Annotated in this window: 17 protein-coding genes; 9 read left to right on the forward strand and 8 right to left on the reverse strand. The window is 76.5% G+C overall.

The genetic code is table 11. The features are described from left to right. Positions 1-11 precede the first annotated feature (11 nt). Positions 12-1,004 carry an LLM class flavin-dependent oxidoreductase gene (locus tag R3E88_12985; protein ID MEZ4217391.1) on the reverse strand — a complete coding sequence of 331 codons (993 nt, stop codon included), beginning with the start codon at positions 1,002-1,004 and terminating at the stop codon, positions 12-14. A 155-nt stretch (positions 1,005-1,159) separates the two neighbouring features. Between R3E88_12985 and R3E88_12990 the strand changes: the two genes are divergently transcribed. Continuing rightward, complete coding sequence (locus R3E88_12990; protein MEZ4217392.1) at positions 1,160-1,795, forward strand: response regulator transcription factor; 636 nt, start codon at positions 1,160-1,162, stop codon at positions 1,793-1,795. Here the strand turns inward: R3E88_12990 and R3E88_12995 are convergent. Beyond that, positions 1,792-1,935, reverse strand: a complete 144-nt coding sequence (locus R3E88_12995; protein ID MEZ4217393.1) for a hypothetical protein — start codon at positions 1,933-1,935, stop codon at positions 1,792-1,794. The two genes, R3E88_12990 and R3E88_12995, sit on opposite strands and share 4 nt — an antisense overlap. Before the next feature lie 203 nt (positions 1,936-2,138). Here R3E88_12995 and R3E88_13000 point away from each other — a divergent pair, with 203 nt between their 5' ends. Then, complete coding sequence (locus R3E88_13000; GenBank protein ID MEZ4217394.1) at positions 2,139-4,976, forward strand: ATP-binding protein; 2,838 nt, start codon at positions 2,139-2,141, stop codon at positions 4,974-4,976. Between the two features lie 92 nt (positions 4,977-5,068). Then, positions 5,069-6,046, forward strand: coding sequence for an LLM class flavin-dependent oxidoreductase (locus R3E88_13005; protein ID MEZ4217395.1), 978 nt, complete (start codon positions 5,069-5,071; stop codon positions 6,044-6,046). A gap of 9 nt (positions 6,047-6,055) precedes the next feature. Here the strand turns inward: R3E88_13005 and R3E88_13010 are convergent, their stop codons facing one another. Continuing rightward, the gene (locus R3E88_13010) at positions 6,056-7,114 is read right to left on the reverse strand and encodes a zinc-binding dehydrogenase (protein ID MEZ4217396.1); all 1,059 of its coding nucleotides are present in this window, start codon (positions 7,112-7,114) and stop codon (positions 6,056-6,058) included. Between the two features lie 109 nt (positions 7,115-7,223). Here R3E88_13010 and R3E88_13015 point away from each other — a divergent pair, with 109 nt between their 5' ends. Continuing rightward, positions 7,224-8,471 (forward strand): amidohydrolase family protein, encoded by a 1,248-nt coding sequence (locus R3E88_13015; protein ID MEZ4217397.1) that lies wholly within the window; start codon positions 7,224-7,226, stop codon positions 8,469-8,471. A gap of 47 nt (positions 8,472-8,518) precedes the next feature. Here R3E88_13015 and R3E88_13020 read toward each other — a convergent pair whose 3' ends face one another. Continuing rightward, the gene (locus R3E88_13020; protein ID MEZ4217398.1) at positions 8,519-9,931 is read right to left on the reverse strand and encodes a glycosyltransferase family 39 protein; all 1,413 of its coding nucleotides are present in this window, start codon (positions 9,929-9,931) and stop codon (positions 8,519-8,521) included. Positions 9,932-10,126: 195 nt separating this feature from the next. Between R3E88_13020 and R3E88_13025 the strand changes: the two genes are divergently transcribed. After that, a complete protein-coding gene (locus tag R3E88_13025; protein ID MEZ4217399.1) occupies positions 10,127-11,374 on the forward strand; it encodes a hypothetical protein in 1,248 nt (415 codons plus the stop codon). On the opposite strand, the gene R3E88_13030 is transcribed toward R3E88_13025, so the two are convergent. The 4 genes from R3E88_13030 to R3E88_13045 all read right to left on the reverse strand — a co-directional run bounded on the left by R3E88_13030 (position 11,371) and on the right by R3E88_13045 (position 16,217). Continuing rightward, complete coding sequence (locus R3E88_13030) at positions 11,371-12,819, reverse strand: glycosyltransferase family 39 protein (protein MEZ4217400.1); 1,449 nt, start codon at positions 12,817-12,819, stop codon at positions 11,371-11,373. The genes R3E88_13025 and R3E88_13030 overlap by 4 nt on opposite strands. Before the next feature lie 141 nt (positions 12,820-12,960). Then, complete coding sequence (locus tag R3E88_13035) at positions 12,961-14,379, reverse strand: sulfatase (protein ID MEZ4217401.1); 1,419 nt, start codon at positions 14,377-14,379, stop codon at positions 12,961-12,963. After that, complete coding sequence (locus R3E88_13040; protein ID MEZ4217402.1) at positions 14,373-15,419, reverse strand: zinc-binding dehydrogenase; 1,047 nt, start codon at positions 15,417-15,419, stop codon at positions 14,373-14,375. Before R3E88_13040 ends, R3E88_13035 begins: the two co-directional genes overlap by 7 nt. 72 nt (positions 15,420-15,491) lie before the next feature. Further along, on the reverse strand, positions 15,492-16,217 hold the full coding sequence (locus tag R3E88_13045) for a hypothetical protein (GenBank protein MEZ4217403.1): 726 nt from the start codon (positions 16,215-16,217) through the stop codon (positions 15,492-15,494). Between the two features lie 209 nt (positions 16,218-16,426). Here R3E88_13045 and R3E88_13050 point away from each other — a divergent pair, with 209 nt between their 5' ends. From R3E88_13050 to R3E88_13065, 4 genes are all read left to right on the forward strand, one after another. Then, the gene (locus R3E88_13050; GenBank protein ID MEZ4217404.1) at positions 16,427-17,008 is read left to right on the forward strand and encodes a hypothetical protein; all 582 of its coding nucleotides are present in this window, start codon (positions 16,427-16,429) and stop codon (positions 17,006-17,008) included. 227 nt (positions 17,009-17,235) lie between these two features. After that, positions 17,236-18,144, forward strand: coding sequence for an N-acetylneuraminate synthase family protein (locus R3E88_13055; GenBank protein MEZ4217405.1), 909 nt, complete (start codon positions 17,236-17,238; stop codon positions 18,142-18,144). Continuing rightward, positions 18,141-19,307, forward strand: coding sequence for a hypothetical protein (locus R3E88_13060; protein MEZ4217406.1), 1,167 nt, complete (start codon positions 18,141-18,143; stop codon positions 19,305-19,307). Before R3E88_13055 ends, R3E88_13060 begins: the two co-directional genes overlap by 4 nt. Continuing rightward, on the forward strand, positions 19,304-21,814 hold the full coding sequence (locus R3E88_13065) for a thiamine pyrophosphate-binding protein (GenBank protein ID MEZ4217407.1): 2,511 nt from the start codon (positions 19,304-19,306) through the stop codon (positions 21,812-21,814). The genes R3E88_13060 and R3E88_13065 overlap by 4 nt, the downstream gene beginning before the upstream one ends. Positions 21,815-21,895 lie beyond the last annotated feature (81 nt).

A 21,895-nucleotide genomic window follows, 5' to 3' on the forward strand; every position in this document is an offset into this window, starting at 1 on the left:
TGCGAGCCGTGCTAGTCGGCGAGGTCGCGCACGTGCGGCCAGACCTCGCGCTCGAACAGGCGCAGCCCCTTCCACGCGAACGCAGGGTCGAGGCCGCCGAGGAGCGGCGTCAGGATGAACGTGCGTTCGCGGCCGAGCCCGCGGACGAGCGCGACGGCCTCGTCGGGTGTCACGACCTGGTAGGCGCCGCTCGCGCGCAGGTCCGCCGGGTCGACGCCGTCGGCGAACGGGCCGGCCGCGCGCCCGTAGGCCTCCGTCGTCCACTCGGCGTACGAACGCACGCAGTGCGCGGCGTGGCGCGCGACGCGCTCCCAGTCGCGCTCGCGCTCGGCCGCGGTCGTCACGTGCACGTAGATCGGGCCGAGCTTCTTGAACGCGGGGCCCGGGTCGGGCTTGCCGAGCTTCAGGCACTCCTCGCGATAGGTGCGCCAGTTCTCGCCCGCCGGCGGGTAGTAGCCGTCGGCGATGCGCGCCGCGCGGCGCGCGACGGCCTTGTGCGTGCCGCCGAGCAGGAGGCGCGGCGGCGGGTCGGGCACCGGCGTGACGGTGACCGTCGCGCCCTCGTGCTCGAACGGCTGGCCCGTCCACGCCTTGCGCAGCACCTCGAAGGCGCGCACGTAGAGCTCCTTCCGGTCCTCGCGGCGCTTGCCGAACATCGCGAACTCCGCCGGTCGGTAGCCGGCGCCGATCACGACCTCGAGCCGCCCGCCCGCGACGAGCTGCAGCACGGCGAGATCCTCGGCGAGCTTGATGGGCTCGTAGAGCGGCGCGAGCAGCACGTTCGGTCGCAGCAGGATGCGCCTCGTGCGCGCGGCGAGCGCGGCCGCCATCGGGATCGGCGAGGGCAGGTAGCCGTCGGGCGACGCGTGGTGCTCGCCGAGGCCGATGCAGTGGAAGCCCACGTCGTCGGCCCAGGCGCCGATGTCGAGGGCCGCGGCGTAGAGCTCGCGCGCGGGCGCGCCGAACGCGGGCGCGCGCATGTCGAAGCTGACGACGAACTCCACCCCGGCTCCTCCCCGCGCGCGCCCGTCGGTCTGCCGACGTGCTCGCGTCGCGCGGCCGCGCAGTGGGCCACGTCCGCGCGGCGCCGTCAACGCGCGGCTCGCGGGCGGCGGCGCGGCGGCTTCCGCGCACCGGCCCCGCGTGGCATGCTGCGCCCGTGAAGCTCCTCATCTGCGACGACCACGCGGTCTTCCGCGCCGGGCTCCGGACGATCGCGGTCGAGCTCGCGGCCGATGTCGAGCTGCTCGAGGCGGAGGACGGCGAGGCGGCGATCGCGCTCGCGGACGCGCACCCCGACCTCGACCTCGCGCTGCTCGACCTGCGCATGCCCGGCGTCAACGGGCACGCCGGCGTGCGGCGGTTCCGCAAGGCGCACCCGTCGCTGCCCGTCGTCGTGGTGTCGGCCGACGAGGACGCGGAGACCGTGCGCGCCTCGCTCGACGCGGGCGCGGCCGGTCACATCCCGAAGAGCTCGACCGGCGACCAGATGCTCGCCGCGCTGCGCCTCGTGCTCGCCGGCGGCACGTTCGTCCCGCGCTCGGCGCTGCTCGCGAGCACCGACGCCTCGCGCCGGCGCTCGCGCGCCGACGGCCTCACGGTGCGACAGCGCGAGGTGCTGAGCCTCGTCGCGCGCGGGCTCACGAACAAGGAGATCTGCGGCGTGCTCGGCCTCGCCGAGGGAACCGTGAAGAGCCACCTCGCGGCGATCTTCGAGGCGCTCGAGGTCACGAACCGGACGGAGGCCGCGGTCGCCGCGCGCGAGCTCGACCTGCGCGCGCCGGGCGAGGACTAGCGAGGCGCCGCGGCGCTCGCGCGCGGCACGGGGCCCCCGCGCGACGCCTCCGCGCTCGTGCGCGAGCCCGCCAGGAAGAGCGCGAGGCTCACGACGATCCAGACGAGCAGGAAGACGGCGATGCGCGCGCTGCGCGACATGGAGGATTCCTCTGCGGGTCCCGAGCCGTCGGGACGCCGGGAGTCTCGGGTGGCGCGAGCCGCGCGGGTATCGAGCGCGTGGGCTAGGCCGACCGGCTCCGGGCGGGTCGGCGGAACGGACTAGGCCGGATGGACGTCGTCGCGCGCGCGCGCGCCTGCGAGACTCCGCGCCGGGCGCCCGCGCGCGCCGTCTCGGAGGGCGTGTGACGCGACTCGGCTGGGTCGATCGACTGCTGCTCGCCGTGCTCCTGCCGGCATTCGCGATCGCCCTCTTCCTGCACGTCCGCGAGGGCGCGCGCACCGGCGGCCAGCAGGTGCCCGTGTTCGCCGTGTGGACCGGCTCCGACAGCTATCCCGTCGTCGGCGGCCTGCGCCACGAGGTCGGGAGCGACACGGGCGAGTTCCGCGTCGGCGACCGCGTCCTGCGCGTCGGCCGCGTCGACATGCGCGGCGCGTGGTACTTCGTCGTCGAGGCGCACGCGTACGAGGAGGCGGGGGACGCCGGCGTCGTCCCCGTCGAGATCGAGCGCGACGGCGAGCGCCGCACCGTCGAGCTGCGCCTCGTTCCCGACCCGCTCCCGTTCCACCGCGTGCCGTTCCTCGTCGGCGCCGTCGTCGTCGGCGTCGCCGTGCTCCTGCGCTCGCGCGATCGCCGGACGGCGCGGCTCATCTACGCGGCGTTCGTCTCGTTCGCGCTCTTCGAGACGCCCTTCTACGGCAGCTCGATCGTCCAGACCTACGCCTACACGCTCCTCTTCCACCTCGGCGGGCCGGTCGCGATCGCGACCTTCATCGCGGCCGTCACGCGCATCCCCGCCGAGATGCCCGAGAGCGAGCGCGTGTCGATGCGGTGGGCGTGGATCGGCTCGCTCTTCTGGATCGTGCGGATCCCGTACTTCGTCGGTGCACCGTTCCCCGTCGAGTGGACGCCGACGATCGTGCGCCTGAGCGACGCGTTCATGCTCTCGACCGGCGTCACGATCCTGATCCAGAACGCGCGCGCCGCCGAGCCGGCGGGGCGACAGCGCATGAAGTGGCTCCTGTGGGGCGCGATCGCGGGCGTGCTGCCGATGGCGCTCGTGCTCGGCCTGCAGTCGCTCTCGCCGACGCCCGAGCTCTACCAGCAGGCCTTCCGGTGGTCGGCGGTGGGCGCGGTCTTCCTGCCGATCGGGCTCCTGATGTCGGTGACGCGCGACAGCCTCTTCGACATCGACCGCCTGCTGTCCTCGACCGCGACCTACGCCGTCGTCGTCGGCGCTGCGGCGGTGATCGGCCTGGGCGCCGCGGCGCCGCTCGCGCGCGGGCTCGCGGCGGCGACCGGGCTGCGGCCGGACGTCGCGAGCGTGCTGACGATCGCGGCGCTCGTCGCCGCCGCGATCCCCGTCGCGATGCGGGTGCGCCCGCGCGTCGAGGAGCGCCTGTTCCCCGAGCGCGCCGCGCTCGTGCGCGGACTGCAGCAGCTGCTTCGCGACCTCTCGGACTGCGCGAGCCGCGACGAGCTGTTCGACCTCGTCGAGGCGCGGCTGCGACTCTTCCTGCGACCCGCCGCGTCGGCGCTGCTCGTCGCGCGGCGCGACGGGCTCGCGGCGCGCGACGACGACGCGCCGCGGCTCGGCGCGCGCAGCGCGCTCGCGCAGGTGCTCGAGAGCGATCCGACGCCGCGCACGGGCCGCGAGCTGCGCCGCCTCGCGCAGGCGCTCCCGGCCGCGGAGCGCGCCGTGCTCGAGGAGATCGGCGCCGAGCTGCTGCTGCCGCTGCGCGACGGCCGCAAGCTGGCGGCGTGCTTCGCGCTCGGTCGCAAGCGATCGGGCGACCCGTTCCTCGCCGCGGAGACGACCCTGCTCGCGGCGCTCGCCGAGAAGGCGTCGGGCGAGCTCGCGCGCCTGCGATCGGTCGAGGTCGCGGAGAGCGAGCGCGAGCGCGCCGAGGAGGCGCGCGTGCTGATGGAGCGCGCCGACGAATCGAATCGCTCGAAGTCGCGCTTCCTCGCCGCCGCGAGCCACGACCTGCGCCAGCCGCTCCACGCGCTCGGGCTGTTCGTCGAGCGCCTCGTGCAGCGCCATCCCGACGACGCGCTCGTCGCGCAGATCGAGTCGTCGGTCGGCGCGCTCTCGACGCAGCTCGACGCGCTGCTCGACCTGTCGCGCCTCGACGCGGGTGGCGTCGTGCCGCGTCCGTGCGAGTTCGCCGTCGGGCCCGAGCTCGCGCGCGTCGCGGCCGAGCACGCCGAGGCGGCGCGCGCGAAGGGGCTCGCGCTGCGCTTCGACCCGGTCGACGCGCACGTGCGCAGCGACCCCGCGCTGCTCGCGCGCGTCCTGCACAACCTGCTGTCGAACGCGATCCGCCACACGCAGCGCGGCGAGGTGTACCTGCGCGCCATCGAGCGCGGCGACGACCTCGCGATCGAGGTGATCGACACCGGGCCGGGCATCCCGGCCGACCAGCAGCGGCACGTGTTCGGCGAGTTCGTGCAGCTCGAGGGCGCGTCGCGCGAGGGGCTCGGGCTCGGGCTGTCGATCGTCGATCGCACGGTGCGGCTGCTCGGGCACCGGCTCGAGCTCGAGTCGGTGCCGGGCGAGGGCTCGGTCTTCCGCGTCCTCGTCCCGCGCGCCGCGGCGGGCGTCGTCGCGACACCGCCTCCCGCGGCGGCCGCGTCGGCGCTCGCGGGGCGCGCGGTGTGGCTCGTCGAGGACGAGGCGAGCGTGCGCGACGCGATGTCGGGCCTGCTCGAGTCGTGGGGCTGCGAGGTCGTCGCCGCGGGCTCGTTCGAGGAGGCCGAGCGCCTGCTCGGCGGCGACCGCGTGCCGCCGCAGCTGGTGATCGCCGACTACGCCCTCGGCGGCGAGCGCACGGGCCTCGACGTGATCCGGCTCGTGCGCGCGCAGGCCGGCTCCGACCTGCCCGCCGTGATCGTGAGCGGCGAGGCCGCGCAGCGCTCGCGCGACGCGATCCGCGAGAGCGGCGTCCCGTTCCTCCCGAAGCCCGTCCCTCCGGCGCGCCTGCGCGCGCTCCTCGGCGAGCTGCTGCGCGACGACGCCTAGGCCGGGCGGCGCGCTCGCCCCCGCGCTCGAGCGCGTACGCGTAGAATGAGCCCGCCCGCGCGGGCGCGACCCGGCGCGGCGAGGAGGGCTCGATGTTCACGCTGCGGTTCGACATGCGCTGCCCCGACTGGGGCGCGGCCTCGCCGGCCGACCTCTACGCCGCCGCCGTGCAGATGGCTCGTTATGCGGAGGAGCACGGCGCCGTCTCGCTGATGGTGAGCGAGCACCACCACGCGCGGGACGGCTACCTGCCTGCGCCGCTCGTCCTCGCGTCCGCGCTCGCGGCGGCGACCGAGCGCATCCCGATCGCCGTCGGCGCGCTGCTCCTGCCGCTGCACGATCCCGTGCGCGTCGCCGAGGACATGGTGATCCTCGACCACCTCTCGCGCGGCCGCGTCTCCTATATCCTCGCCGTCGGCTACCGGCCCGAGGAGTACGCGATGTTCGGCCGCGACTTCCGCGGCCGCGGGCGGCGCATGGAGGCGAGCCTCGAAGCGCTCCGGGCCGCGTTCACGGGCGAGCCGTTCGAGTACGAGGGGCGCTCCGCGTGGGTGCGCCCGGCGCCGTTCACGCCCGGCGGTCCGACGCTCTTCATGGGCGGCCGCAGCCCGGTGGTCGTGAAGCGCGCCGCCCGCTTCGGGCTCGGCGTGCTCACCGAGGGCGGGACGGGCCTCGAATCCCTCTACCGCGAGGAGTGCGCGCGCCACGGGACGCAGCCCGGGATGTTCGTCGACACGCCGAAGGGCAGCGTGAGCTCGGCCTTCGTGGCCGAGGACCCCGACGAGGCGTGGGACCACTACGGCCCCTACCTGCTCCACGACGCGCAGATGTACGCGGAGTGGATGGGCGACTCGCACGCCTCGGTCACGAAGTCGGTCGCCCGCGACATCGCGGAGCTCCGGTCCGAAGGGGGGAGCTACCGGATCTTCTCCGTCGACGAGGCCGTCGCGCACGTGCGTGCGAACGGGATGATCGCGCTGCAGCCGCTGTGCGGCGGGCTCCCGCCCGAGCTCGCGTGGAAGAGCCTGCGCCTCGTCGCCGAGAAGGTCGTGCCCGCGGTGCGGGGCTAGGGCGCTCGCCTAACGATCGGTCGCGATCCGCGCCACCGTCCTCCCGAGCACGCGCCGCGCCTCGAAGTCGCGCAGCGCGTCGGGGATCGCGTCGAACCCGACCGCGCGCCCGACGCGCGGCCGGTAGCGCCCCTCGCGCACGAGGCGCAGCAGGTCGTCGTGCGCGTGCTGCTCGATGGCGGGCAGCTCCTCGCCGTAGCCCGAGCCCATGCAGCAGCCGACGAGCGTCCAGTTCTGCAGGTAGAACTCGTTCGGGTGCACGGGCACGAGGCCGCCCGCGTGGCCGGCCATCACGTGGCGGCCCTCGACGCGCAGGAGCGTGCGCGCGCGCCGACCCGCCTCGCCCTGCACGAAGTCGATGATGGCGTCGACGGCATTCGGCCCGACCGCGCGCGCGACGGCCGCGACGAAGTCGCCCTCGCGGTGGTCGACGACCACGTCGGCGCCGAGCTCGCGGCAGAAGGCCACCTTGTCGGCGCCGCCCGCGACGGCGACGACGCGCGCGCCCGCTGCCGCGCACAGCTGCACGGCCGACGAAGGAACGCCGCCCGCCGCACCGAGCACGAGCACCGTCTCGCCTTCGCGCACGGCGCCGCGGCGATGGACGGCCTGATAGGCGGTGTGCGACGGGATGAGGAACGCCGCCGCCTCCTCGTCGCTCATGCCGGGCGGCGCCTCGAACACCGTCGGCGCCGTCGCCACGCACACCTCGGCGAAGCTCCCGAACGGCTGCGGCGTGAACGCGACGACGCGCCGGCCGGCGAGGTGCGCGAGCGAGGGCGTCGCGTACTCGACGGTGCCGACCGCCTCCTGGCCCGAGACGTAGGGGCGCGGGATGGGGATCGGATACTCGCCCGTCGCCATCGTGACGTCGGGCCAGGCGAGCGCGGCGGCGTGCACGCGCACGATCGCGAAGTCGCGGCACGCGGGCTCGCCCTCGCCGCGCTCGTGGAGGCCGTCGAGGCCGAGCGCATAGCGTTCGACCGCCTCGGGCGTCGGCTCCGGGAGCTCGGCGCGCTCGAACACGTCCCACGGCGCACCCCGGCCCCGCACCACCCAGGCTCGCATCGCGTCTCCTCCTCGTTCGCGCGTCGGGCCATTGTGCCCGCGCGCGGGCGCGCGGCGCTACGGTCCTCGCCGCCGCGCGCGCAGCGCCGCCCTTCGAGCGAGGCCCCCCATGACGTCCTTCGCGATCCGCAACGCCGCACTGCTCGACCTCGCCGCGGGCGAGCGCCGCCCGGGCGCCTCGGTGCGCGTCGAGGGCGGGCGCATCGTCGAGGTCGCCGAGCACGGCGCCGCGCTCGCCGTCGCCGCGGACGTTCCCGTCTACGACGCCGCGGGGCGCACGCTCCTGCCCGGCCTGATCGACGCGCACGTCCACGCCGCGATCACGACGATGGACCTCGCGGCGATGGCGCGCCGTCCCTTCACGCGCGTCGGCATCGAGGCGAAGGCGATCCTCGAGGGCATGCTGCGCCGCGGCTTCACGACCGTGCGCGACGCGGGCGGCCTCGACGCGGGCATCGCGCAGGCGCTCGAGGCGGGCTCGATCCGCGGCCCGCGCGTGTTCCGCTCGGGCCGGGTCCTCAGCCAGACGGGCGGCCACGGCGACACGCACGCGCCGTCGCAGTTCCCCGCGATCTGCGCCTGTCAGATCCGCACGTCGGGCTTCTCGCACGTCGCCGACGGCGAGGACGCCGTGCGGCGCGCGGCGCGCGAGGAGCTGAAGGGCGGCGCGCACCAGATCAAGGTGATGGCGGGCGGCGGCGTCGCGACGCCGTCCGATCCGATCGACATGGTGCAGTACACCGAGCGCGAGATCCGCGCGGCGGTCGAGGAGGCGCAGGCGCGGCGCACCTACGCGTTCGCGCACGCCTACATCCCGGAGGCGATCGAGCGCGCGGTGCGCGCGGGCGTGCGCTCGATCGAGCACGGCAACCTGATCGACGCCGGCGCGGCGCGCGCGATGGCCGAGCGCGGCTGCTTCCTCGTGCCGACGCTCGTCACGTACGACCAGATCCACGAGCTCGGTCGCTCGCTGCGCTTCCCGGAGGCGAGCCTGCGCAAGCTCGGCGACGTGATGGGCGCCGGGCTCGCGTCGATCGACATCGCGCGGGGCGAGGGCGTCGCACTCGGGTTCGGCACCGACCTGCTCGGCGAGACGCACCCCGCGCAGTCGAAGGAGCTGCTGCTGCGCGCGCGCGTCGAGCCGGCCCTCGACGTGCTGCGCTCGGCGACGCTCGTGAACGCGGAGCTGCTCGGCCGCGCGGGCGAGCTCGGCGTCGTCGCGCCCGGCGCGTGCGCCGACCTGCTGCTCGTCGACGGCGACCCGCTCGCCGACCTCGCGGTGCTCGCGGGGCAGGGCGAGCGGCTCGCGCTCGTCGCGCGCGCGGGCGAGATCGTCGTCGATCGCATCGGCGCGTGACGCGCGCTCGTCGCGCGCGTGTCTCCGCGTCGCCGGGAGTCGCGCGCTCAGCCCCCGACCGGCACCGTGCGGAGGCCCGGCAGGTCGACGCCGAAGGTCATCGTCCACAGCGGCGTGCCCCACGTGAAGGCGAGCGCGCACGCGGCGGCGAGCGCGACGAGCGCGCCGCCGACGGCCGCCGTCCGCCAGCGCGGGCCGCGCATCCAGTCGACGAGCACCTCGCTCGACCACGCCGCGAACGGGAGCGCGAGCCCGAGCAGGTAGCTGCCCTTCACGGTCACGTACCACGGGTTGCGCCACGTGAAGAGCACGTAGCCCGCGAGCGTGAGCGCGACGAGCGCGAGCATCGGCGCGTCGGCCGTGCCCGCGGCACGGAGCGCGCGGCGCGCGGCGCGCGTCGCGCCGACGGCGAAGGCGGCCGTCGGGAGCAGCGCGAGCAGCGTGATCGCGAGCCCCGCGCGCGCGACGTTCGGGTGGCTGCGCGGGACGAAGTGGCGCTGGCCGTCGAACCAGAGCGTCGCGTACGTGCCGCCCCAGACGGAGTGCAGGAGCTCCGGCGCGTCGACGCGCGGGTTCGCGAACGTCGCGAGCGGGAAGCGCAGGTAGTCGCCGACGCCGCGCTCGCCGGGCGGGAGGTCGAGCATCGCGGCGTGCGCGGGCAGCGCGTGCGGGTAGAGGTAGCCGTGCAGCGCGAGGCTGCGCGCGTAGAACCAGCCGCCGACGGCGAGCGCGACACCGGCGACGACGGCGGCGCGCACGAGCGATGCGCGCAGCGCGCGCCGCCGCACGCCGTCGACGACGAGCGCGGCGACGACGGCGACGACGACGAGGCATCCCGTGAGCTTGGTGAGGAACGCGAGCCCGCCGAGCGCGCCGATCGCCGCGGCGCGCGCAATGCCGATCGGCGCGCCGTGCCCGTCGCGGGCGCGCGCGCCCGCGTCGGCGCGCGCGGCGGGCGCGACGGCGAGGAGGAGCGCGATCGTTCCGAGGCTCGCGACCGTGATCTCCTCGTTCAGCATCGCGCTCAGCTCGAGATGCGCGGGGAGGAACAGCAGGAGGCCCGCCGCGACCGCCGTGCGCAGCCCGCGCCGCGCCGCGTCGGGCTCCGAACGCGCGACGTGGCGCGCGACGAGCGCGATGGCGACGAGCCCGAGCGCGCTGCTCGCCAGCCGGATCGCCCAGACGCTGCGCGCGGGGCCGGGGCCGAAGACGCGCGCGAGCACCGCGCCCGCGTAGAAGAAGAACGGCGGACGCGCGGCCGACCAGTGCGCCTGCGGGTCGGGCAGCGACCAGTCCGTCGTCAGCTGGCGGACGTACTCCCAGTTGAAGGGGCCGTCGAAGCCGTTGTTGACCCAGTAGCCGAGCGCGTTGTGGACGCGGATGGCGGCGCCCGCGGCGAACAGGAGGGCGATCGCGATGCGCGTGCGATGGCGAGCGAGGAAGGGGACGATCGCCGCCACGTCGCTCCTCCGCGCGCGGCGCGCCCGCCGCGGCCGGCGCGCTCCTCGCGACGGCGCGCGCAGCATAGTCGCGCGCGGCCGCGGTCGCCGGAGCGCGCTCGACCGCGCACGCGCGATCCGGTATCCACGCCGCGCATGAGCGCCCCGGGTGCCGACGAAGCGCGAGCGGCGCTCGCGCGTGACGAGCGGCGGGACGTGGCGCTGCTCGCGGCGGCGTCGCTCCTGATCTCGGCCGCGATCGCGTGGCGCGGCGTCGGCGGCACGCCGCCGTCGACGCTCGGCGCCTTCTTCGACGGCCACCTCTACATCGACATCGCGCGGTCCTTCCCGCTCCCGTACGCGCCCGAGGGCCGCGACTACCTGGGGCACGCGCCGCTGTATCCCGCGCTGCTCGCGCTCGCGCGCGCGCTCACGCTCCACGCGCTCGACTGGGGCGCGCTCGCGGTCGTCGCGAGCTGGGTCGCGTCGGCGGCGTGCGTGCCCGCCTTCCACGCGCTCGCCCGCGAGGTCGACGTGCCCGCGACGCCCGCGACCGCGGTGTTCGCGTTCGCGAACCCGGCGTGGCTGCTCCTCTCGGCCGCGCCGCACGCCGAGCCGGTCGCGATGCTCGCCGCGCTGCTGTGCCTGCGCGCGTGCGCGCGGGGCGCGTCGCTCGCTTCCGGCGGGTGGCTCGCGCTCGCCTTCCTCGCGCGCTACCCGGCCATCCTGCTCGGCGCCGCGCTCGCGTTCGATGCGCTCGTCGTGCGCCGCCGCCGCGACGCGCGCACGCTCGCCGGGCTCGCGCTGCCGCTCGCCGCGTTCGCCGCCTACCACTTCTATCTCGCGTGGCGCGTGCCGGGCTTCCGCGGGCTGTGGGACGCCCACCAGGTGCAGTGGGATGCGAAGCTCACGCTTCCGTTCGCGGAGATGGCGGCGTACTGGAGCTACGGGAATCGCGCGAGCATCCAGTTCCCCATCATCTATGCGAGCGCCGCGTTCTACGCGCTCGCGACGCTCGTCGGGCTGCGGCCCGGCGAGTGGAGGCGCGCCTTCCTCGCGGTCGCTAGCGGCGTCGTCGCGGGCTTCCACGTCTCGCTCTCGGGCGAGCCGGGCGTGGACAGCTTCACGCGGCTCGCGATCCTCGCGTGGCCGCCGTCGCTGCTCGTCGCGTTCCGCGCCGCGCGCGCCGCGGGCGCGCCCGCGTGGCCCTCGCTCTCGCGCGGGTCGCGCGCGGCGCTCGCCGTCGGGCTCGCCGGCGTCTGCGCGTGGGGCGCGTGGGTCGCGTCGCGGCAGATCCGCGTGGCGATCTGGATGCAGGGTCAGCGCGACTGGATGCGCCCCAAGCTCGAGTCGCTCGACGCCGACGCGCCGCAGTGGACGGACTTCGCCGAGATCCACCGCCGCGCGGGTGGCGGAGCGCCGGCGCCCGCGCGGCGCGGGGCGGAGCGCCCCGCGCTCGACTAACGAGCGGCGCGCCCCGACGGCGCGCGCTCGAGCCGCAGCGGGTTCGCGCCGGTCGGCGCCGGGCGCCCCGTGAAGTACTCGTAGGCGCGGCGCGAGCCGGCATCGGCGAAGTCGCGCATCACGAAGTCCGCGGGGTTCGCGCGCAGCGGCGCGATGCCGCCGTGTGCGAGCGTCGCGCACACGCAGACGGCGAACGCGCCGAGCGCGACGGCGACGGCCCGCCGCGCGGCGGCGCTCCGGGCGGCGAGCGCGTCGAGCCCGAGCGCGGCGAACGTGCAGAACGCCGCGAGCGCCGGCGCGAGATAGGTGCCCTTGAGCGCGCCCTGTGTCGCGACGGCGCGCGTGAACGCCACGTAGCTCGCGAGCGTCGCGGCGGCGACGAGCGCGAGGAGTGCGGTGCCGAGCGGCGGGCCGCCGGAGACGGCGCCGCGCGCCGCGAGCGCGGCGCCTGCGAGCGCCGCGGCGGTGAAGAGCGCACCGAAGGCGAACAACACGTGCGCTGCGCGCTGCGCGCGCGGCGCGTGGACGTCGACGACGCTGCCGAACAGGTCGAACCACGTCGACGCGAAGGTGTTGGGCCAGACGGCGCGGCGCGCGGCCGGGTCGGTCGTGCCCGGCCGGACGAGGCTCCCGAGGTGCGGATCGACGTACGCGCTCCACGGCCGCGCGGCGAGCCCCTGGCTGCGATCGAGCCCGGCCCAGACGTCCGCGGTCGCGTCGGGCGGGGCGTCGGCGTGCACGGCGTTGCGGACGAAGTGCGGGCTCGCGACGAGCGCGGCGACGCACGCGAACGCGGCGGCGAGCGCCGCGGCGCGCGGGCGCGCGCCGACGCGACGCACGCCGTCGGCGAGCAGTGCGGCCGCTCCCGCCGCGACGACGACGCCGACCGACAGCTTCGCGAGCACGCCGAGGCCCGCGGCGATGCCCGCGATCGCCGCCGCGCGCAGTGCATCGCCGTCGTGCTCGCGCGCGAGCGCGCGCAGCAGGAGGAAGGTCGCGAGCGCCGCGAGCGCGTCGGAGAAGGCCTGGTTCCCGAGCACGCTCGAGGGCCCGACGTGCATCGGCACGAACAGCGCGAGGACGGCGGCGTAGACCGCGACGCGCGAGCGCGCCGGCGCGACGAGGCGCGCGCACGCCCCGACGGCGACGGCCATGGCGAGCCCGCTCGCGACGCTGACGAGCCGCATCGCGAACAGCTGGCCGTGCGTTCCGGCGACCGGGGCGACGAGCTTCCAGACGGCGGCCGCGACGGCGTAGTAGAGCGGCGGGTGGTTGGTGAAGCCGCGCGGGAGCGGGAACCGGCCGTCCCACACGATCGCGCCGAGGTAGGCGGCGTGGTAGGGGCCGTCGAAGCCGGAGAGCGGGGGCGCCGACCACGCATCGTGGAGGCGGAGCAGCGCGGCGACGGCGAAGGCGGCGAGGAGCGGGAGCGTCGTGCGCGGCACGCGCCGACGCTAGCAGCTCCCGGGGGTCGCGGCGCGCGTCGTTAGGCGTTCCGGGAGCCGGGAGCGCCGTGCGCACCGCGCCCGCGCACCGCGCCCGCGCACCGCGCCCGCGCACCGCGTGCCCGTCGCGCACGCCGCCCGTCAGTCGTCGGCGCCCGGCTCGTCCGCGTCGCCCGGCTCGTCGCGCGTCGCGCCGTATCCCAGCGCCTCGAGCTGCGCGCGCGTCGCGGCGTCGAGCACGACCTCGTCGGGCTCGAATCCTTCGCCGAGCGCGAGCGAGCGCGCGTAGACGTCGCGCAGCGCGGCCTCGAGCCGCGCGGCGCGCGTCTCGTCCTCGATCTCGGGACGCAGCGCGCCGAGGCCCGGCCGCGCGCCGAGGAGCGCCACGCGCGCGGCGTCGCTCATCGGCGCGACGCGCGCCTGCGCGCGCTTCGGGAAGTCGAGGATCAGCTTTGCACCGTCGGCGTCGACGAACGCCTTCTGGTTGTGACGCATCGTGGCCTCCGAGAAGGCCCCGCCGCGCGCGCGGAGCGCGGCGTCGTCGAGGAGCGACACGCCCTGCATCGGTGCGCTGTCGCCGCCGTCGTCTCCGTCCGCGCCGGCGAGTGCGAGCAGCGTCGGCGCGACGTCGATCGAGCTCACGGGCGGGTCGACGATGCCGCGCAGGCCGCGCGCGCGGAGCAGCAACGGGACGTGGACCTCCTCTGCGAACAGCGCGCGGCCGTGTCCGTACTCGCCGTGGTCGAAGATCTGCTCGCCGTGGTCGGCGACGAAGACGACGACCGCGTCCTCCCAGCGTCCGAGCTCGCGCAGCGCATCGATCAGCTCGCCGACGCCCGCGTCGAGCGCGAAGACTTCGGCGTCGTAGCGCGCGAGCGTGTCGACGAGCTCGCCGAGCGCGTTGTGCGCGGGCCTGCGCGCCGCGCCCCGCGGATGGAAGCGGTCCACGAGCTCGGCCGGCGGCTCGTTCGGGAGGTGCGGATCCATGAGCTGGACGTACAGGAAGAACGGGGCGGGGCGCCGCGCCACCTCGCCGAGCAGCGCGCGCGCCGTCGCCGCGACCTCGCTCGCGTTCGCGTGCGCGCGCTCCGCGAACAGGTCGAACCCCTGCGCATAGCCTCGCTCGCGCGAGACCCACGGGTTCGCGGTGATGCCGATCGTCGCGTAGCCGGCGCGCGCGAGGCGCTCGGCGAGCGTGTCGTGCGCTCGTGCGAGGGCGTCGGTCGGCACGTCGTCGTCGACGGGCGACCGCACGACGCCGTGCGCCGACGGGTAGAGGCCGGTGAAGAGCGAGGCGACCGAGGGCGACGTCCACGGCGCGGCCGAGACGGCCTGCGCGAAGAGCAGGCTCTCGCGCGCGAGCGCGTCGATGTGCGGGCTCGTCGGGCTCGGCGCGCGCGTGTAGCCGTAGCAGCCGAGGTGATCGGCGCGCAGCGTGTCGGCGACGATCAGGACGATGTCCGGCCGGTGCGGTGCGGATGGCTCGCTGCACGCGAGCGCGGCCGTCGCGAGCGCCGCGGCCGCGGCGGCGCGCCGCGCGCTGCGGCCGCGCGCTACCAACGCAGGATCGTCCGGCCGACGCTCTGCCGCGCCTCGGTCCGCTCGAGCTCGGCGGGCAGGCTCTCGAACGACGCGGTGCGGCCGACGACGGGGCGGATCGCTCCTGCGTCGAGCAGTGCGACGAGCCGCTCCTGCAGCCGCTCGCCGACGCTGCGCGGGAAGAGACCGAGGCCCGCGACGGGCGGCGTCTCCTCCGGCACGTAGGCGAGCATCACGCCGACGAGCGAGACGTTCCCGAAGACGATCGGGCGCGGCAGGAGCCCGGCGCGATCCTCCTCCTCGATGCCGCCCGAGAACCCGGCGAGCACGACGCGTCCGCCGCGCGCCGTGCAGCGCAGGCTCCGCTGCGTCACCTCGCCGCCGACGAGGTCGCACACGACGTCGACGCCGCGCCCGTTCGTCGCCGCGAGCACGGCCTCGTCGAACGGCTCGGCGCGGTAGTCGATCGCGACGTCCGCGCCGAGCGAGCGGCAGAACGCGACCTTCTCCGCGCCGCCGGCCGTCGCGATCACGCGCGCGCCGAGCGCGCGCCCGAGCAGGAGCGCGGCCGAGCCGACGCCGCCCGCCGCGGCGTGCACGAGCAGCGTCTCGCCCTCGCGCAGCGCGGCGCGCTCGAGGAGCGCGAGGCCGGCGACGTGGTACGGGAAGAAGAACGCCGCGGCCTCGTCGTCGCCGAGCGAGTCCGGCGACGCGAACGCCATGGCCGCGTCGCCGACCACCCGCTCTGCGTGCGCGCCCGTTGCGCCCGCGCCCGTGAGCGCGACGCGGCGGCCGAGCCACGGCTCGAGCGACGGTGCGCCCGCGTGCGCGGGCGCGCCGACGGCGTCGACGACGCCGACCGCTTCCATGCCGAGCGTGTACGGGAGCGGCGGGTTCACCGTGAGGTAGCGGCCGTAGCAGCCGTCGACCTCGTTGTAGTTGAGCGCGGTCGCGCGCGTCGCGATGCGCAGCTGCCCGGGGCCGGGCTCGGGGGCCTCGATCTCGTCGAGCGAGAGCGCCTCGCTCGGGCGCCCGTACCGGACGACGCGCCACGCCTTCATCCGCGACCTCCTCGGCTGCATCCGCGCAGGCCGCGGACGCTAGGCGATCGGAGGCCGCGTGCCCACGCTGCGCTACTCCGTCCCGAGCGGGCCGCAGCAGTGGTAGTAGTAGATGCCGCCCGAGCCCTGCGTCTGCTCGTGGACGTCGTTGTCGGACTGGTAGATGAAGAGGCGGTTGAACACGTTCTGGCCGGCCTCCGAGAGCGTCCCGGCCGCGTAGAGCCAGTGGCCGCCGTCCGTGTTCCAGCCGCACGACCCGACCCGCGAGTTCGACAGGTTGAGGACGTCGCACTCCATGTACGTCGCCGCCGTGCAGAGCGAGCGGCCGCGCGCGTGGCACGCGCTCACGACGGCGGCGTGGTCGCCGAGGCCCGCGGTCTTCTCGATGCACTCCGAGCCGAGTCGCTCCATGTCGGGCGGGCACACGGGCCGGAGGCCGGGCGTGCAGCGCTTGATCGCGACGGAGCACGTGCTCGTCGCGTCGGCGAGGTGCAGCGTGCACGAGGGCGGAGGCGACACGCGCTCGAGCGTGCCCTCGGGTGCGAGCGTGCACTTGCTCGCCTTGCCGTTCGCGATGCACTCCGCGGCGTTGTCGAACGTGCCGAGCTCGCGCCCCGCCGTGAAGCCCCAGGTCAGCGTTCCCGTGACGTCGCGCGCGTCGACGAGGATCGTGCCGTCGCGCCCGTAGGTGCGGACCTTGCACTTGTCGAGTGCCTGGCTCGCGCCCGCCGCGCTCAGGACGAGCCCGCCGGCGATGGCCATCGTCGTCCACGTCTTCCACGTCGTCCGGTTCCGCATGATCCGCTCCTTCTTCGGCGAGGTCTTCGCCCGCGCGTGTGCAGTCGGCGCACCCTACCCGATCGCGCGACGTCGCATGCATGGGCCGAACGGCCCGAAGGGTGCGTGCGGTACCGTTCGCGCCTCGGAGCGCGGAGAAGGGGGACGAGGGCGTGCGGGAGGCCGCGAGAGCGCCGTACGAGCCGTCGCGCGGCGGGCGGATGCATGCGGTGTGCACCGCGTTCGCACTCGCGATCGCCGCCGCGGCAGCGTGCCAGTCGACGCCGCCGGGCGAGCTCGTTCCGTTCACCGACGCGATGCGCGTGCGCCTCGAGCTCGGCGACGACGAGCTGCGCGCGCTCCAGTTCTACGCATCCACGCAGATCGTGCTCGAACGCGTCGCGAGCAAGGGCGAGGGGCGCGTCGCGCGCGGGCGGCTCGTCGTCCGCTCGGGAACCGTGCTGCACCAGGTCGTCGTGCAGCCGGGAACGCCGGGCGCGATCGAGCCGGGCGCGTTCATCGGCGACGCGCCCGGCGGCCACGCGCTCGAGGTGAGCTTCGATCGGGGCGCGCGGCTGCGCTTCGGCGCGTCGGGCGAGAGCGGCGTGTACACGCTCGTCGACCCGGTGCGGCGCGGGCTCCTCGCCGACCTGTTCGAGCGGCTCGGCAAGCCGCGCCGCACGATGGTCGACTTCGACGGCCAGCGCTGGCGCGTCGCGGCGGGCGAGGGAGCGAAGCTCCTGGTCGAGCGCGACGCGCTCGGCCGCTTCGATCGCACGCGGCGCGTGCTCCCCGGCCTGCGCGTCGACTGACCGGCATCCCGCTTGCAATTCCGATCGCTCGGGCGCCGCGCGCGCCGCTGCGGGTCGCGATGGCCCGTCGCGGCGCGCACCGGCGGCCGATCTGCAACGCGCGCCGCGCGCCTGCCGTGCAGGCTGCAAGGCGCGCGCGCGCGAGGGCGTTTCGATCTGCAACGCCGCGCGCGTCGCAGCGGGAACGAACGGGCGGCCGCGAAGCCGGTGAGGGGCGGTGAGGGGAGATGGAAGCGCGATCCGACGCGGCCTCGGCACCGATGCGGACGCGCTTCGTGGCCGAGGTGTCGAGCAACCACCACGCGAGCCTCGCGCGCTGTCTCGACTTCGTGGACTGCGCGGCCGACGTCGGGTGCGACGCCGTCAAGTTCCAGCTCTTCCGCGTGCGCGACCTCTTCGCGCCCGAGATCCTCGAGCGGAGCGCTGCCCACCGCGCCCGCGAGGCCTGGGAGCTGCCCGAGGCGTTCCTGCCCGAGCTCGCGGCGCGCGCACGCGCGCGCGGCCTCGCCTTCGCGTGCACGCCGTTCTCGCTCGCGGCGGTCGACGCGCTCGCGCCCTTCGTCGACTTCTACAAGATCGCGTCGTACGAGCTGCTGTGGACGCCGCTGCTCGAAGCGTGCGCCCGACACGGGCGGCCGGTCGTGCTCTCGACCGGCATGGCGGACGAGGGCGAGATCGAGCGCGCGCTGCGCGCGCTCGACGCGGCCGGCGCCACCGCGATCACGCTCCTCCACTGCGTCTCCGGCTATCCGACGCCGCCGGCGGAGGCGAACCTCGCCGCGATCGACGCGCTCCGCGCGCTCGCGCGCCGCGCGCTCGGTCGCGCGATCGACGTCGGGTGGTCCGACCACAGCGTCTCGCCCGGCGTCGTGCAGCGCGCCGTGCACCGCCACGGCGCGGCGATGATCGAGTTCCACCTCGACCTCGACGGAGCGGGCGAGGAGTTCGCGGCCGGGCACTGCTGGCTTCCCGACGCCATCGCGGCCGTCATCCGCGACGTGCGCGCGGGCGAGTCCGCGGACGGAACGGGCGCGAAGCGCCCGTCGCCGAGCGAGTGCGCCGACCGCGCCTGGCGCGCCGACCCGGGCGACGGGCTGCGCCCGCTGCGCGCGATCCGCGCCGGGTTCCGCGCGTGACCGCGCGGCTCGCGATCGCGACCGCCGGGAGCGCGAGCCTCGGCCTCGGCCACTGCCTGCGCGGCGCGACGATCGCGCGCGCGGCGAGCGCGCTCGCCGACGTCGCGCTGTTCGTGCGCGGCGACGCCGCGGCGCTCCGCGCCGCAGCGCGCGAGCTGGGCCGCACTCGCATCGCCGTGCACGGAGTCGCCGAACGCGCACCGCAGTGGGAGCAGAGCGGCGCACTCGACGCGGACGCGCTCGTCGTCGACGACCCGGGCGACGTCGCTCCGCTCGTCGACGCCGCGATCGCGCGCGGGCTCGGATGTGTCGTCCTCGATCGCCTCGACCTCGCGGCGCGCGCGCACGCGACGGTCGTCCCGTCGCCGCTCGCGTTCGCGCCCGACGTCGGCGTCGACCCGGCGCGCGTGCGGAGCGGCGCCGCGTGGTGCGTCGTCGAGCCGCGCGAGCGCGGGCTCGACGCTCCGCCGTGGCCGGGCGCGCGCGATTCGGTGCTCGTCGCGTTCGGCGGCGCCGACCCCGAAGCGTGCACCGAGCCGGTCGCGCGCGCGCTCGCCGCGCGCGCGGGCCTCGCGGAGCGCGGCCTGCGCGTCGAGGCGATCGTCGGGCCGGCGTCCGCGCTCGCAGCGCGCATGCGCGACGCGTCGCCTGCGCGCGGGGAGCAAGGCGGCGTGCACTGGCTCGTCGCGCCGTCGCGCGCCGGGGTGTACGCCGCCATGCAGCGCGCGCGCGTCGCCGTCTGCGCGTTCGGCACGGGCCTGTACGAGCTGGCGGCGCTCGGGACCCCCGCGCTCGTCGCGACGCGCGGCGCGCGCGACGCCGCGATCGCGCGCTCGCTCGCGACGCTCGGCATCGGCCGCCCGATCGGCGATGCGGCCGCGCTCGACGCCGCGGCGGTCGCACGCGAGGTCGAGTGCGCGCTCGATGCGGAGTGGGCGCGCGCGGCCGCGGCGCGCGGCGCCGCGGCGCTCGGCGACGGCCGCGGCGCGCGCCGCATCGCGGAGCTCGCGTTCGCGCACGCGGGCCGGCCCGTGCCGGCGCGCGCGCCGTCGCGCGCCGAAGCGGCGCACGCGCTCGCATCCGGTGGTGCGCCGCCGAGGCCCGTCGCATCACCCGACTCCGTCGCGCCGCGTGCGCGCCGCGCGAGCGAGGGGCGGCCATGAGGCCCGGAATCGTCGTGCAGGCGCGCATGAGCAGCCGCCGCCTTCCCGGCAAGGCGCTCGCCGACGTCGCGGGCGAGCCGCTGCTCGCGCGCGTCGTCGCGCGCGCGCGCCTCGCGACGGAGGTCGCGTTCGTCGGTGTCGCCACGTCGACGGATGCGAGCGACGACGCGATCGCGTCCTTCTGCCGCGCGCGCGACATCCCGTGCTTTCGCGGGCCGCTCGACGACGTGCTCGGTCGGCTCGTCGGCGCGGCCCGACACTGGGACCTCGACCCCGTCGTGCGCATCACGGGCGACTGTCCGTTCGCGAGCCCCGAGCTCGTCGACGAGCTCGTCCGCGCACTGCGCGCCCACGGCGCCGACGCCGCGCGGCTCGACGGCGCGCGGCTCGACGGCGCGACGCTGCACGAGGGCATCGATCCGTTCTCGCGGCGGGCGCTCGAGGCGTGGGACGCGCTCGACCTCGCGCCCGACGAGCGCGAGCACCTCGCGCTGCTGCCCGACCGCCGGCGCGCCGGCGTGCGCGTCTACGCGCGGCCCGTGCGCGACGACGAGCGCGCGCGTCCCGGCCTGCGCCTGTGCGTCGACGAGCCGCACCAGCTCGCGTTCGCGCGCGCCGCGTTCGCGGCGCTCGGCGGCCGCGGCGACTTCGCGACCGCCGAGCTCGTCGCGTGGCTCGATGCGCGCTCGCGCGCGGAGACCGGCGCCGACCTCGTCGCCTGCGCGATCGCGCGCGAGGGCGTCGAGCGCCTCCATCTCTATCCCGGCGGAACGATCATGCCGACGCTGAACGCCTGGATCGCGCGCGGCGGCGACTTCGTCGTCGCGCGCCACGAGCAGGGCGCGGGCTATGCGGCCCTGGCCGAGGCGCGACTCGCGGGCGCGCCGCGCGTCGCGATGGTGACGAGCGGCCCGGGCGTCACGAACCTCGTGACCGTGATCGCGGACGCCTACTACGACGCGACGCCCTTCGTCGCGATCGCCGGGCAGGTCGGCACGGGCGATCTGCTCGCCGCGCGCGACGTGCGCCAGCGCGGCTTCCAGGAGGTGCCGACCTCGCAGCTCTGCGCGCCGATCGCGAAGGCGTGCCTGCGCCCGATGCGCGCCGACGAAGCGGGCGCGGCGATCGAGGAGGCGTTCGCGATCGCGCGCGAGGGGCGGCCGGGGCCGGTCGTCGTGGAGCTGCCGATGGACGTGCAGCGCGCGGCGCTCGCGGAGCCGCTGCAGGCGTCGTCGTCGTCGCGCTCGCGCGCGAGTGCGGCGCCCGATCGGGCGCGCGACGCGGCCGCGCCCGACGAAGCCTCCGCGCATGCGATCCGCGTCGCGGCGCCGGCCGCGAACGCGGTGTACGACGAGATCGCCGCGTGGCTGCGGACCGCGGAGCGCCCGCTCGTGCTCGCCGGCCAGGGCGTGTTGCAGGCGAATGCGGCGGGCGCGCTGCGCGCGCTCGCGGAGCGCGAGCGCATCCCGGTCGCGACGAGCCTGCTCGGCGTCGGCGCGATCCCGAGCGATCACGAGCTCGCGCTCGGCTACGTGGGCCACACCGGCACGGCGTGGGCGAACCGCGCTCTCGACTCGTGCGACGCGCTGCTCGTCGTCGGCGCGCGCCTCGACGTCCGCCAGACCGGCACGCGCACCGAGCGCTTCGCGAGCGGCGCGCGCATCGCGCGCATCGACGTCGACGCGGGCGAGCTCGCCGCGCCGCGCGTGCGCACGGACGTCGCCGTCCGCGCCGACGCGGCCGTGGCTCTCGACGCGCTCGCGGGCGCGCTCGCGCGCAGTCCGCACGCGCGCGCCGCCCGCGAGGCGTTCGAGCGCGACGTCAAGACGTGGCGTCGCGAGCTGCCGCTCGACGACTACGCGGCCGGCGAAGGCTGCCACCCGGCCGCGCTCCTGCGCGCGCTCGACGATGCGACGCGCGGCGACGAGCTCGTCGTCGTGACGGGCGTCGGCCACCACCAGCAGTGGGCGGCGCGCCACCTCACGTTCGACGCGCCGCGTCGCCGACTCCTGACCTCGGGCGGCCACGGCGCGATGGGCTACGACGTGCCGAGCGCCGTCGGCGCGTGCCTCGCGCGACCGGGCACGCGCGTGCTGTGCGTGGTCGGCGACGGCTCGCTGCAGATCAACGCGCAGGAGCTCGCGACGCTCGTCGAGCGCCGTCTGCCCGCGAAGATCGCGCTGCTCGACAACCGCCGGCTCGCGATGGTCTCGCAGTTCCAGAAGCTCACGTGGGGGCACGACCCGAGCACGGGCGACCGCTCGGCGCTCGACTTCGGCGCGCTCGCCCGCGCGTACGGCATGGCCGCGTTCGCGCTCGATCGCACGTCGCGCGACCCGTCGGCGCGCGCGGAGGCCGACGACGCGGCGCGCGCGGTGCTCGACGCGTTCCTCGCGGAGCCCGGCCCCGCGCTCCTGTGGGCGCGCATCGATCCCGGCTGCGAGGTGTCGCCGATGCTGCTCGCGGGCCAGACGCTCGACGCGATGTGGCCGTGGAGCGCGCCGTGACGCCGCGCCCGCAGGACGCGAACGCGCCGGGCCAGGGCGCGCGCGCCGCGAGCGGCGCGCCGGGCGCGTGCGGCGCGCGCG

Source organism: Myxococcota bacterium (genome assembly GCA_041389495.1).
Taxonomy (GTDB): Bacteria; Myxococcota_A; UBA9160; order UBA9160; family UBA4427; genus JAWKRT01.